General features: G+C 70.6%; 10 protein-coding genes and 1 tRNA gene. 2 read left to right on the top strand and 9 right to left on the bottom strand.

The genetic code is table 11. The annotated features are described in order from the left end of the window. Positions 1–2: 2 nt before the first annotated feature. Positions 3–1,187 carry a 4-hydroxybenzoate 3-monooxygenase gene (locus ACFWBT_RS05985; RefSeq protein WP_385696442.1) on the bottom strand — a complete coding sequence of 395 codons (1,185 nt, stop codon included), beginning with the start codon at positions 1,185–1,187 and terminating at the stop codon, positions 3–5. Positions 1,188–1,421: 234 nt separating this feature from the next. Next, positions 1,422–1,504: transfer RNA gene (locus ACFWBT_RS05980), tRNA-Leu, on the bottom strand. A 415-nt stretch (positions 1,505–1,919) separates the two neighbouring features. On the opposite strand from ACFWBT_RS05980, the gene ACFWBT_RS05975 reads away from it, so the two are divergent. Next, on the top strand, positions 1,920–2,720 hold the full coding sequence (locus ACFWBT_RS05975) for an ABC transporter ATP-binding protein (protein ID WP_385696439.1): 801 nt from the start codon (positions 1,920–1,922) through the stop codon (positions 2,718–2,720). Between the two features lie 152 nt (positions 2,721–2,872). Beyond that, positions 2,873–5,413 (top strand): ABC transporter permease, encoded by a 2,541-nt coding sequence (locus tag ACFWBT_RS05970; protein ID WP_385696436.1) that lies wholly within the window; start codon positions 2,873–2,875, stop codon positions 5,411–5,413. A gap of 98 nt (positions 5,414–5,511) precedes the next feature. On the opposite strand, the gene ACFWBT_RS05965 is transcribed toward ACFWBT_RS05970, so the two are convergent. The 7 genes from ACFWBT_RS05965 to ACFWBT_RS05935 all read right to left on the bottom strand — a co-directional run bounded on the left by ACFWBT_RS05965 (position 5,512) and on the right by ACFWBT_RS05935 (position 13,398). Continuing rightward, positions 5,512–6,801: a class I SAM-dependent methyltransferase gene (locus ACFWBT_RS05965; RefSeq protein WP_385696433.1), complete on the bottom strand. Its 1,290-nt coding sequence runs from the start codon at positions 6,799–6,801 to the stop codon at positions 5,512–5,514. Between the two features lie 200 nt (positions 6,802–7,001). Next, the gene (locus tag ACFWBT_RS05960) at positions 7,002–8,402 is read right to left on the bottom strand and encodes an NAD(P)/FAD-dependent oxidoreductase (protein ID WP_385696430.1); all 1,401 of its coding nucleotides are present in this window, start codon (positions 8,400–8,402) and stop codon (positions 7,002–7,004) included. Between the two features lie 432 nt (positions 8,403–8,834). Next, positions 8,835–9,779, bottom strand: a complete 945-nt coding sequence (locus ACFWBT_RS05955; RefSeq protein ID WP_385696428.1) for an exopolyphosphatase — start codon at positions 9,777–9,779, stop codon at positions 8,835–8,837. Beyond that, a complete protein-coding gene (locus tag ACFWBT_RS05950) occupies positions 9,776–10,429 on the bottom strand; it encodes a DUF501 domain-containing protein (protein ID WP_385696426.1) in 654 nt (217 codons plus the stop codon). The genes ACFWBT_RS05955 and ACFWBT_RS05950 overlap by 4 nt, the downstream gene beginning before the upstream one ends. 39 nt (positions 10,430–10,468) lie before the next feature. Further along, positions 10,469–10,945, bottom strand: coding sequence for a septum formation initiator family protein (locus ACFWBT_RS05945; RefSeq protein WP_385696424.1), 477 nt, complete (start codon positions 10,943–10,945; stop codon positions 10,469–10,471). Between the two features lie 119 nt (positions 10,946–11,064). Continuing rightward, positions 11,065–12,351 carry a phosphopyruvate hydratase gene (eno, locus tag ACFWBT_RS05940; RefSeq protein WP_385696421.1) on the bottom strand — a complete coding sequence of 429 codons (1,287 nt, stop codon included), beginning with the start codon at positions 12,349–12,351 and terminating at the stop codon, positions 11,065–11,067. A 348-nt stretch (positions 12,352–12,699) separates the two neighbouring features. Continuing rightward, complete coding sequence (locus tag ACFWBT_RS05935; RefSeq protein ID WP_385696419.1) at positions 12,700–13,398, bottom strand: transglycosylase family protein; 699 nt, start codon at positions 13,396–13,398, stop codon at positions 12,700–12,702.

The raw sequence follows: 13,398 nt of genomic DNA, 5'->3' as shown, positions 1-13,398 counted from the left end.
TCCTACTCCCGGTCCCCGAAGGGAAACCCCGTGTACCCCTCGGCGAGGTCCGTCGCGGCCGCGCGCGAGTTCGCGATCCGCTCCAGGCGGGCCAGCTGGATCCGGTCCTCGAAGGGGGTCGCGGCGGGGTCGCGGTGCAGCAGGGTCGTCATGTCGTACGAGAACCGTTCGGCCTGCCAGACCCGGCGCAGACAGGTCTCCGAGTAGGTGTCGAGCCGCTCGGCCGATCCGGTGCCCCTGAGGTGGACCAGGGCGCCCGCGAAGGTGACGACGTCGCCGACGGCGAGGTTGAGGCCCTTGGCGCCGGTCGGCGGCACGATGTGGGCGGCGTCCCCGGCGAGGAAGAGCCGGCCGTGCCGCATCGGCTCGTGGACGTGGCTCCGCATGGGCGTGACGGACTTGGCGGTGATGGCGCCCCGTCGCAGCGGCCAGCCGTCCGTGGTCTCCAGGCGCCGCTCCAGCTCGTCCCAGATCTTCCCGTCGCTCCACGCCTGGGCGTCCGTGCCCTCGGGCACCTGGAGGTAGAGGCGGGAGACGACGGGCGACCGCATGCTGAGCAGGGCGAAGCCGCGGTCGTGGCGGGCGTAGACGAGTTCGTCGTGCGAGGGCGGGACGTCGGCGAGGATGCCGAGCCAGCCGAAGGGGTACGACCGCTCGAAGGTGCGGGAGAGCTCGGCGGGCACCGCCTTGCGGGTGACGCCCCAGAAGCCGTCGCACCCGACGACGTAGTCGCACTCCAGGACGTCCTCGCGCCCCTCGTACGTGAACCGCACCCGGGCCCGGTCCCCCTCGGCGCCCTCGACGGCCAGCGCCTCGGCCTCGAAGAGCAGCGGCCCGCCCTCCTTGAGCTGCAACGCGATGAGGTCCTTGCACACCTCGGTCTGCGCGTACACCATCACGGAGCGCCCGCCGGTGAGCGCCGGGAAGTCGATCCGGTGCCGCTCTCCCCGGTACCGGAGCTCGATGCCGTCGTGCCGCAGCCCCTCCCGGTCCATCCGCTCCCCGGCTCCGGCGGCCCGCAGCACGTCCACGGTCCCCTGCTCCAGGATCCCGGCCCGCTGCCGCTGCTCCACGTACGCGCGGTCCCGGCTCTCCAGGACCACCGACTCGATCCCGGCGCGGTGCAGCAGCCTGGCCAGCAGCAACCCGGCCGGCCCGGCCCCGACGATCCCCACGGTGGTACGCATCGCCACTGACCTTCCTCGTTGTTCGCCCAGTGAAATTTCTTTCACTGATCCACTCCCGCGAGTCTCCGCCGCCACAAAGCCGCTGTCAACGGCCGGGGCGCTCACCGAGCGGCCCCTCGGGAGGGCCGGACGGAGCGCCGTCGTTCAGGGGATGAGCGTGCGACCGCGCCGGCCGGGACGCATGTCGCGCACGCCGGTGATGACCGGGTGGTGCGCGTCGGTGAAGATCGGAAGTGCCCGGAACCGGACTTGAACCGGTACGCCCGCGAGGGGCAGCGAGGTTTAAGCTCGCCGTGTCTGCATTCCACCATCCGGGCAGGCCATGGGCTCCGCATCGAGGTTCCGAGCCTATCGGGGTACTTCCCCCGAACAGCGGGCAGGCGGACCGATGTTGTCTTATTTTATTGACGTCTGAGGGTGCATCAGCACCCGGTACGGGCCATCAGCACTTGCCAACAGCCTTTCGGACGCGCTGGGCCCGTGTACGCGGATTGACGGAATTTCACCGTCCGAAGACCGTCGGGACGAGCTGCGGACGACGCCCCCCTACCCGGAGGGCCCTCAGGGGAGGTCCGTCATCCCCAGGTATGACTCAACGGCTCGCGGTCCGACCGCAGTCTGCCCCCGGAACCGGAACAGCGGCTGACTACATCGCGCGGATCGGCACGGACGATGGAACACGAACCCATCAACGTCACCGAGACGTCGTCGTACCGACAGGAGCACCCTCCCGTGACCACCACTCCCCTCGCCGGCACAAGCACCGCGGTCGCAGCCCGCGCCACGGAACTGTCGAAGGTCTACGGGCAGGGCGAGACCCAGGTGGTCGCCCTCGACCGGGTCAGCGTCGGCTTCCGGCAGGCCGAGTTCACCGCGATCATGGGCCCCTCCGGGTCCGGCAAGTCCACGCTGATGCACTGTGTGGCGGGACTGGACAGCTTCTCCTCCGGGTCCGTGCGCATCGGCGACACCGAGCTCGGCTCCCTGAAGGACAAGCAGCTCACCAAGCTGCGCCGGGACAAGATCGGCTTCATCTTCCAGGCGTTCAACCTGCTGCCGACGCTGACGGCCCTGGAGAACATCACGCTCCCGATGGACATCGCGGGCCGCAAGCCCGACAAGGAGTGGCTGGACACGGTCATCAAGATGATCGGCCTCGCCGACCGTCTGAGCCACCGGCCCTCCCAGCTCTCCGGTGGCCAGCAGCAGCGCGTCGCCGTCGCCCGCGCCCTCGCCTCCCGCCCCGACATCATCTTCGGCGACGAGCCGACCGGAAACCTCGACTCGCGCTCGGGCGCGGAGGTCCTCGGCTTCCTGCGCAACTCCGTACGGGAGCTGGGCCAGACCGTGGTCATGGTGACCCACGACCCGGTGGCCGCCGCCTACGCGGACCGGGTCATCTTCCTCGCCGACGGACGGATCGTCGACGAGGTCCACGAGCCGACCGCCGCCTCCGTCCTGGACCGCATGCGGAACCTTCCTGGCGGAAACTCCCCGTCCCCCGAGTTCGACGGCAAGGGCCGCACCAGCTGACACCCCGCCGGACCGCCCACACCGGCACCTTCGCCCCTCGCCCCGCCACCAGGCTCCGGGCGACGTTCCGCGCCCTTCCCCCACCTCCGCACGGTCCCCGGCCCGCCCGCGGCCTCGCGCGCCCTCCTGCGACTCCTGGACTGAGAAGACCCATGTTCCGTACCGCCTTGCGCAACGTATTCGCGCACAAGGCCAGGCTCCTGATGACCGTGCTCGCCGTGCTGCTCGGCGTGGCGTTCGTGTCAGGGACCCTGGTCTTCACCAACACCATCTCGGACGCCTACCAGAAGAGCTCCGCCAAGGGCTTCGGCCAGGTCGACGTCGCCATCCGGCCGGAGAGCGCGGCGGACACCGGCGACACCCTCGGCAGGACGCACAAACTGACGCCGCCGCTGCTCGAAAAGGCCGCCGCAGTGCCGGGAGCCGCCTCCGCGATCGGCGTCGTCAACGGCTTCACCGCCATCGCCGACAAGGACGGCAAGCTCATCGGCGGCGGCTTCCAGTCGCAGGGCGGCAACTACTGGAGCGGGAAGGACGGTGGGAAGGACCCCCGCTACCCGCTGACGACCGGGCACGCGCCCCACGGCACGGGCGAGGTCGCGATCGACGCCGAGACCGCGAAGCGGGCCGGCTACCAGGTCGGCGACACCGTGCGCCTGTCGGTCGACGGCCCCGTCCTCAAGCCCGTCGTGACCGGCATCTTCACCACCGACGACGGCAATGTGGCCGCGGGCGGCAGCCTCGCCCTGTTCGACACGGCGACCGCCCAGCGGCTGTTCCACTCGGCCGGCTCCTACGACGAGATCGACGTGAAGGCCGCACCGGGCACCAGCCAGACCGCGCTGCGCGACGCCCTCGACGACGTCGTGCCGAAGGAGGTCGCCTCCACCACCACCGGCCGGCAGCTCGCCGACGACCAGGCCGAGCAGATCTCCTCGGCGATGAGCGGCATGAAGACGGGCCTGCTGGTCTTCGCCGGGATCGCGCTGTTCGTGGGCACGTTCATCATCGCCAACACCTTCACCATGCTGGTCGCCCAGCGCACCAAGGAACTGGCGCTGCTGCGCGCCGTCGGCGCCTCCCGCCGCCAGGTCACCCGGTCGGTGCTGATCGAGGCGTTCGTGGTCGGCGCGGTCGCCGCCGTCGGCGGGCTCGCGGCGGGCGTCGGCATCGGCGCCGGAATGCGCTCCCTGATGGGCACGCTCGGCGCCACGGTGCCGGACGGCCCGCTGGTCGTCTCACCCGGCACGATCGCCACGGCGCTGCTCGTCGGCGTCCTCATCACCATGCTGGCCGCCTGGCTGCCGGGCCGCCGCGCCGCGAAGATCCCGCCGGTCGCCGCGATGAGCAGCGTCCACGCGAAGGCGACGACGAAGTCCCTGGTCCTGCGGAACACGATCGGCGCCCTGTTCGCGGCCGCCGGTGTCGCGGTGGTCCTCTACGCGACGACGATGGACGGCTCGGACGGCCAGGCCCCGATGGGCCTCGGCGCGGTGCTGCTCATCATCGGCGTCTTCGTCCTCACCCCGCTGCTGTCCCGCCCGCTGATCGCCGCTGCGGCTCCCGTCCTGCGTGTCTTCGGGATCTCCGGCAAGCTGGCGCGGCAGAACTCGGTGCGCAATCCGCGCCGTACGGCCGCCACCGCCTCGGCGCTGATGATCGGCCTCACCCTGATCACCGGCATGACGGTGATGGCGGGCAGCCTGCAGAAGTCGATCGACAAGATGGCCAGTTCGGCGATCAAGGCGGACTACGTCGTCTCGATGGCGAACGGCAACTCGCTCTCCCCGGACGTCGAGAAGAGGCTCACCGCGGTCGACGGGGTCACCGACGCCAGTTCGCTGCGCAACGCGCCCTCCCGCATCGACCGGCGGACCGAGTTCCTGACCGGCGTCAACGGCGCGGCCATCCGCGAACTCACCGACCTCGCCGTCACGGACGGCTCGTTCGCGGTCGGCGGCGCTCGGGTCGTGGTGGACGCGGACACCGCCGAGTCCCACGGCTGGAAGGCCGGTTCGGACTTCCAGGTCTCCTACGAGGACGGCAAGAAGGGGAGCCTGACCGTCGCCGGGGTGTACGAGGGCAACGAGATGATCCAGGGCATCATCCTGGACAACGCCACGCTCGCCCCGCACCAGAGCGAGGCCGCCGACATGCAGGTCATGGTGAAGACGGCGGGCGGTGCCTCGGCCGCGGCCAAGGACAAACTGGAGAAGGCCCTCGGCGACAACCCGGCGATCAAGGTCCAGGACAAGCAGGACCTCTCCGACAGCATCGCGCAGATGTTCACGCTGATGCTGAACATGCTCTACGGGCTGCTGGCGATGGCGGTGATCGTCGCCGTCCTCGGTGTCATCAACACCCTCGCGATGTCGGTCTTCGAGCGCTCCCAGGAGATCGGGATGCTCCGCGCGATCGGCCTGGACCGCAAGGGCATCAAGCGGATGGTCCGTCTGGAGTCCCTGGTCATCTCGCTCTTCGGCGGCGTCCTCGGCATCGGTCTCGGCGTGTTCTTCGGCTGGGCGGCCGGCGAACTGCTGGGCAGCAGGATGTCGACGTACGAACTGGTCCTGCCCTGGGGCCGGATGGCGGTCTTCCTGCTCCTCGCGGCGGCGGTCGGCGTCCTCGCGGCGCTGTGGCCGGCCCGCCGGGCGGCCCGTCTGAACATGCTGACGGCGATCAAGTCGGAGTAGCGGGACCGAGCGGCGGGCCGGACCAGCGGCCCGGTCGCGCGGGTGAGGGGCCCGTTCCGGACGGAACGGGCCCCTCACCTGTCTCCGGCTGTCCCGCGTCAGTTCCAGGTTCTCGCCCGCAGCGGCATCCCCGACCCGCCGCTTCCGTCCGGGGTCTTCACCGCCAGGACCTGGTTGACGCCGATGTTGTTGCACTCGAAGGCGACCGCGCTGGCCGCCATGTACAGGCGCCAGACGCGCGCCCGGCCGGGGCTGGTGAGCCGGACGGCGCGGGACCACCCGGCTTCCAGGTTGGCGACCCAGCCGCGCAGGGTGAGCGCGTAGTGCTCACGGATGGATTCGACGTCGCGCACCTCGAAGCCGGCCCGTTCCAGCTGCGTCACGGTCGTCCCGACGGGCGCGAGCTCACCGTCGGGGAAGACGTAGGCGTCGATGAACTCGTCGACGGAGTACGTCGATTCGTTGCGCTGCGGGCGTCGCGCGATCTGGTGGTTGAGGAGCCGCCCGCCGGGTTTCAGCAGGCGGTTCAGCACCTCGGCGTACTCGAGGTAGCGCTCGGCGCCGACGTGTTCGGCCATCCCGATGGAGGAGATCGCGTCGTAGGGCCCGTCGGTGACGTCCCGGTAGTCCTGCACCCGGATCTCCACCTTGTCGGTCAGGCCCTCGTCGGCGACCCGTTTACGGGCGTACGCGGCCTGCTCCTGCGACAGCGTCACCCCGACCACGGTCGCGCCGTGATCGCGGGCGGCGTGGATGGCCATCGAGCCCCAGCCGCAGCCGACGTCGAGGAGCCGCTGACCGGGCTTCAGGGCCAGCTTCCCGGCGACGAGTTCGAGCTTGTCGCGCTGGGCCCCCTCCAGGGTGCCGCCCTCGTCCCAGTAGGCGCACGAGTAGACCATGGACGGGCCGAGGACGATCTCGTAGAAGTCGTTGCCGACGTCGTAGTGGTGGCTGATGGCCCGCCGGTCGCTGCGCTTGGTGTGCAGGTGGCGGCGTCTGCGCACCTCCTCGACGGGCGGGGCCGGCGGCAGCGGCGGCCCGGCCATCCTCACCAGCCCGCGCACCGCGGCGCGCACCTCGGGGTCGCGCAGCGCCTCCCCGAGCCCCCGGGCGTCCTCGCCGCGGTCCCAGACGAGCCCGGAGATCAGGTCCAGGGCGGTGTAGAGATCGCCCTCGACGCCCAGGTCGCCGGAGACCCAGGCGCGCGCGAGACCCAACTCGCCCGGTTTCCACAGGAGACGGCGCAGGGCTCGCCGATTGCGGACGACGAGCGCCGGAGCTCCCGGCGGGCCCGCTTCCGAACCGTCCCAGGCGCGGATGCGCAAGGGGAGCGGGGCTCCCAGCAACTGTTCGACAAGGCTGTTCAGCCGCGGCGCGGCTTCCTGCATGGCGTACACCTCCGAGACGACACTCCCGAACGCTCCGACACCACGTAAACACCTACCCGCCCCGCGCGCAGTCCCCCTTCCGCGTTACAGATTCGCAAAGTGCATGTACTCACCACGCTTTTCGGGCCGGGAGAACGCCGAAGGGGCCGCCCGCACCACGGATGGCGGGCGGCCCCTTCGGGGCGTTCGGTGACCGGAGGTCAGGAGGCCTTGGCCTTCTCCTCGGTCTTGGCGGCGGGCGCCGGGGCGGCCGCGGCCGGGGCCGGGGCCGGCTTGGCGGCCTCGTAGAACTCCTCGCGAGGAGACTCCATGGCGCCGAGGGAGACGACCTCGCGCTTGAGGAACATCGCGAGCGTCCAGTCCGCGAAGACGCGGATCTTGCGGTTCCAGGTCGGCATGGCCAGACCGTGGTAGCCACGGTGCATGTACCAGGCGAGACGGCCCTTGAGCTTGATCTTCATCTTGCCCATGACGATCATCGCGACGCCCTTGTGCAGACCGAGACCGGCCACGGCGCCCTTGTTGGCGTGCGCGTACTCCTTCTGCGGGAAGCCCCGCATACCGGAGATCACGTTGTCGCCGAGGACCTTGGCCTGACGCAGCGCGTGCTGGGCGTTCGGCGGGCACCAGGCGTTCTCGACACCGGCCTTGCGGGCGGCGACGTCCGGCACCTGGGCGTTGTCGCCCGCGGCCCAGATGTAGTCCGTGCCCTGCACCTGGAGGGTGGCCTGGGTGTCCACGTGGCCACGCGGGCCGAGCGGCAGACCGAAGCGGGAGAGAACGGGGTTCGGCTTGACGCCGGCCGTCCAGACGATCGTGTTGGAGTCGACCTCGAGGCCGTTCTTCAGCACCACGTGACCGTCGACGCAGGAGTCCATCGAGGTGGAGAGGTAGATCTCCACACCGCGGCTCTCCAGGTGCTCCTTGCCGTACTGGCCGAGCTTGGGGCCGACCTCGGGAAGGATCTTGTCCGCGGCGTCGACGAGGATGAAGCGCATGTCCTCACGGGACACGCTGCTGTAGTACTTGGCCGCGTCGCGGGCCATGTCCTCGACTTCACCGATGGTCTCGGCGCCGGCGAAGCCGCCACCCACGAAGACGAAGGTCAGCGCCTTGCGGCGGACGTCCTCGTCCGTGGTGGAGTCGGCCTTGTCGAGCTGCTCGAGGACGTGGTTGCGCAGGCCGATGGCCTCCTCGATGCCCTTCATGCCGATGCCCTGCTCGGCGAGGCCGGGGATCGGGAAGGTGCGGGAGACCGCGCCCATCGCGATGACGAGGTAGTCGAAGGGCAGCTCGTACGCCTCGCCCACGAGGGGGGCGACCGTGGCGACCTTGCGGTCCTGGTCGATGGTGGTGACCCGGCCCGTGACGACCTCCGCCTTGGGAAGGACGCGTCGCAGCGGGACGACGACATGCCGCGGCGAGATGCTGCCTGCGGCGGCTTCGGGGAGGAAGGGCTGGTAGGTCATGTACGACCGGGGGTCGACGACCGTGACGGTCGCCTCTCCGTAGCGCATCTGCTTGAGGATGCGCCGAGCTGCGTACAGGCCTACGTACCCACCGCCTACTACGAGGATCCTGGGACGCTCCGTGGTGCTCATGCCATCGAGTATCCACCCGCTCCCGGGGGGTCGCTCGTGCGCCCCTTCACAAGCTCGGGCAGGGGCTCTGCTACACTCCGCCGCCCACGTGATCGAGGTCATGGTGACCCGGGGGAACCACCGTACGGTTCGTACCGTTGTCAACACCGCGTGAGCTGCGGTCCAACCCGTTCAGCCCAGCGAACCACACCTCTGTTTCACTGCCCGGAAACGCGGCCGCAATGCTCCGTCGAGCAGGCTCCCGGACCGCCCGAGCGCCGGGGAAGGGCCCAAGTGGCCCCTTCCTCGCCCGGCAGGGCCTTTTTCCTTGTGAAGAACTTCACGAACTTTCCCGGCGAGGCCCCGCCGAGGGGGTTCCACAACCCCCTCAGGCGCGCTCATACGTTATCCGACCTGCTCAGCCGAGGGCCACTGATCGGTAGCGAAGGAGACCTAGGCCACCGACCACGCGATGCCGTCGAGGATGTCGTGCTCGCTCACGACGACCTCCCGGGCCCCGGTCCGCTCCATGATCGAGAGCAGCACGAGGGCACCCGCGGCGATCACGTCGACGCGCCCCGGATGCATGGAGGGGACGGCCGCGCGCTCGGCGTGGGTGGAGCGCAGCAGCCATGCGGTGATCTCGCGGACCCGGTCGACTGAGACCCGGGAGTGGTGGATCCTCGCGGAGTCGTAGGCGTCGAGGTCCAGCGCGATCGCCGCGATCGTGGTGACCGAGCCGGCCAGCCCGACCAGCGTGCGCGCCTCGCGCAGCGGGACCGTCTCCCCGGCGAGGTCGAGGGCCGCCTCGATGTCGGCGCGCATGGCCGCGATCTGCTCCGCGGTGGGCGGGTCGGTCACGGCACCGTCGTGCACGAGGTGCCGCTCCGTCATCCGTACGCAGCCGATGTCCACGGAGCGTGCCGCGTCCACCCGGTCGGCCCCGACGACGAACTCGGTCGAACCGCCGCCGATGTCCACGACCAGGTAGGGCTTGGCCAGGTCGTCGCGCCCGGTCAGCTCCTTGGTCGCCCCGGTGAAGGAGAACTCCGCCTCCTGGTCCCCGGTGATGACCTCCGGCTCGACGCCGAGGATGTCCAGCACCCCGCGCACGAACTCGTCCCGGTTCTCGGCGTCCCGGGAGGCGGAGGTGGCCACGAACCGCAGCCGCCGCTCGGCGCCGTGCTCCTTGACGACCGCCGCGTACTCACGGCACGCGGCGAACGTCCGCTCCAGCGCCTCGGGGGCGAGCCGGCCGGTGCGGTCGACGCCCTGGCCCAGCCGGACGATGGTCATCCGCCGGTCCAGTTCGACGAGTCCACCCGTCCGCGGGTCGGCGTCGGCCACCAGGAGCCGGATCGAGTTCGTACCGCAGTCGACGGCGGCGACCCGGGTCACTGGTCGTCCTCGCCGGACCCGGCGGACTCACCCGGCTCACCCGGCTCACCCGACCGAGCAGGCTTGAAGGCGAAGTGGCCGGCGTCGGCGCCCTCTCCGGACCTCTCCACCTGCCGCTCGTCGCCGGACGGCGGGCCGGGCGGCGTCACGCACGCCCCCTTGCGCCACCACTCCGGCAGCATCGCGATCGCCTCGTCGCCGAGCGGGTTCACGCCCGGCCCCGCGGCCAGCGAGTGGGCGACCAGGACGTGCAGGCACTTCACCCGGTCCGGCATACCGCCCGCGCTCGGGAAGCCCGCCAGCACCTCGATGGCGTCACGGCGCGCGATGTAGTCCTCGTGGGCGGCGCGGTAGGCCGCGGCCAGTTCGGGGTCGGTGGCCAGCCGGTCGGTCATCTCCTTCATGACCCCGTTGGCCTCCAGCGTCCCGATCGCCGACGCGGCCCGCGGGCACGTCAGGTAGTACGTGGTCGGGAACGGCGTCCCGTCGGGGAGGCGGGGGGCCGTCTCCACCACGTCCGGCTGACCGCAGGGGCAGCGGTGCACGATCGCGCGCAGCCCGCGCGGCGGCCGGCCGAGCTGCTGCTTGAAGGCCTCGACGTCGGCGTCGGTGGGCTCGGTGCGCGGGGTGGTGGGCGGTGGCGTTTCCATGCCGTGAGTCACGTGTCTTTCTGGTCAGTTCATGGGTCGTCACTGGTCGGCGGCGTCGGACTTGTCCACGCCGTCCCAGACATTGGCGTACCAGGGGCGGTCGGTGGTGCCCTTGTCGGCGCGGGCCTGCTTCGCCGCGTCCGGGTCGATCACCACGTAGCCGGTCTCGCCCGGCATCACATAGTGCAGCCGCTGCCGGATCTGCTGCTCGGCGTACGCGTCGTCCTGCCAGCGCGCCTTGAGGTCGCGCAGCTGCTCGACCCGCTGCCGGGCCTGCTCCCGCTGCCGCTCCAGGTCGGCGACCTCGGCGCGCTGGGAGACGTACTGCCGCATCGGGTAGGCGAGGGCGACGATCAGGGAGCACAGGACGAGGGCCAGCAGCGCGGCCCGGCCGGTCAGCCGGGAGCGGCGCGCCTGCCGCTTGGTCTGGGAGCGGTAGACCCGGGCCGCCGTCTGCTCGCCGAGCAGCTTCAGCCGGGTCGAGGTGGAGAACCGGTCCCGGTCCTTCACGGCCATGAGTCCCGCCTCCCCAGTACTGGCCCGTCGGTAGGGGCCCGTCACGCGCGTACGTCCCCGCACACGGTACGGGACCGAGTGCGGGGACGTACGGACGACGCTTCCTGAGCCTTGCGGGGTCAGTCCTTGAAGCGGGGGAACGCCGAGCGGCCGGCGTACACCGCGGCGTCGTCGAGGATCTCCTCGATGCGCAGCAGCTGGTTGTACTTGGCGACGCGCTCGGAGCGGGCCGGGGCGCCGGTCTTGATCTGGCCGCAGTTGGTGGCGACGGCCAGGTCGGCGATGGTGACGTCCTCGGTCTCGCCGGAGCGGTGGGACATCATGCACTTGTAGCCGCTGCGCTGGGCGAGTTCGACGGCGTCCAGGGTCTCGGTCAGCGAACCGATCTGGTTGACCTTGACGAGCAGCGCGTTGGCGGTGCCCTCCTCGATGCCGCGGGCCAGGCGCTCCGGGTTGGTGACGAACAGGTCGTCGCCGACGATCTGGACCTTGTCGCCGAGGCGGTCGGTGAGGACCTTCCAGCCGGCCCAGTCGTCCTCGAAGAGCGGGTCCTCGATGGAGACGAGCGGGTAGGCCGCCACGAGCTCCTCGTAGTACTCGGTCATCTCGGCGGCCGAGCGGGACTTGCCCTCGAACTCGTACTTGCCGTCCTTGTAGAACTCGGACGCCGCGACGTCGAGGGCGAGCGCGACCTGCTCGCCGGGGACGTAGCCGGCCTGCTTGATGGCCTCGACGATGAGGTCGAGCGCGGCACGGTTGGAGTCCAGGTTCGGGGCGAAGCCGCCCTCGTCGCCGAGGCCGGTGGACAGGCCCTTGGACTTCAGGACGGACTTGAGGGTGTGGTAGACCTCGGTGCCCCAGCGCAGGGCCTCGGAGAAGGACTCCGCGCCGATCGGGGCGATCATGAACTCCTGGATGTCCACGTTCGAGTCGGCGTGCGACCCGCCGTTCAGGATGTTCATCATCGGAACGGGCAGCAGGTGCGCGTTCGGGCCGCCCAGGTAGCGGAAGAGCGGCAGGTCGGACGCCTCGGAAGCGGCGTGCGCGACGGCGAGCGAGACGCCGAGGATGGCGTTGGCGCCGAGCGAGCCCTTGTTGTCGGTGGCGTCCAGGTCGAACATCGCCTGGTCGATCAGGCGCTGCTCGGTGGCGTCGTAGCCGACGAGCTCCGGGCCGATCTGCTCGATGACGGCGAGGACGGCCTTCTCGACACCCTTGCCCTGGTAGCGGTTCGGGTCACCGTCGCGGAGCTCGATGGCTTCGAAGGCGCCGGTGGAAGCGCCGGACGGAACGGCGGCACGACCCGTGCTGCCGTCGTCGAGGCCGACCTCGACCTCGACCGTGGGGTTGCCTCGGGAGTCCAGGATTTCCCGGGCTACGACGACGTCGATGGACGGCACGAGCATCTCCTTCTGGGATGTGACGCGGGTACGCAGGACTTGCCAGCCCTGCGGGATGAGCCTAACCGGCCCGGGGGGATCGGCCAGCCGATCGACCACCCCTTGGGCAGAACTGAGGGTACATATTGTTCCTGAACGGAACAAAAAAAGAAATGAAAAACCCCGCTCCGGTGCATGCGGGGGAACAAGCACCGGAGCGGGGAGCCCGTGGGGACGGGGACCCTCACCGGGCCTTCCACATGGAGGCCCGGCCTGTGAGGGGAGCTGTCGTTCAGCGCGAGTGAGGCTGCGCGCGGCCCGGCTGCGGTCGCCGTCCGCCGAGGGCGACCATGGGGGGCCGGTACGCGGCCGTGCTCAGCCGAGGTGCAGCTGCTGGCCCGGGTAGATGAAGTCGGCGTCGGCGACGACGTCCTTGTTCAGCTTGAACAGCTTCTGCCAGCCGCCCTTGACGTGCTTCTTCTCGGCGATCGAGCTGAGGGTGTCACCCTTGACGACCTTGTACTCGCCGTCGCCCTTCTTGACCTTCTTGCCGGTCGGGGTGGTGACGGTCTTCTGGGCGGCCGGGCGCTCCGCGGAACGGGAGGCGGGCTGCTCCGTCGTACGGGTGGTGCTGCCCTGCGAGGCGCTCGACGAGGAGGGGGCCGACGGGGTCGACGGGGTCGAGGTGTCACCGCTGTACGCGGCGCTCGACAGGCCGACGCCGCAGGTCGGCCAGGCGCCCTTGCCCTGCCCGGCGAGGACCTTCTCGCCGATGGCGATCTGCTGCGACTTCGAGGCCTGGTCGGCGGTGGAGGCGTAGGCGGTGCCGCCGTACGCGGCCCAGGTGGAGGCCGAGAACTGCAGGCCGCCGTAGTAGCCGTTGCCGGTGTTGATCGACCAGTTGCCGCCGGCCTCGCACTGGGCGACGGCGTCCCACTCGGAGGCGGTGGCGGCGGAGGCGTTGCCGGCCGCCATCAGCGGAGCGGCGATGGCGACACCGGTGACACCGGCGAGCGTGGCGACGCGGGTGGCCTTGTTCGGACGGCGGTGCTTGCCCTTGCTGGAAAACAGCAT

Origin of the sequence: Streptomyces sp. NPDC060027 (assembly GCF_042737005.1) — a bacterium.
Classification (GTDB): Bacteria; Actinomycetota; Actinomycetes; order Streptomycetales; family Streptomycetaceae; genus Streptomyces.
This window is presented reverse-complemented; position numbering and strand designations above follow the sequence as displayed.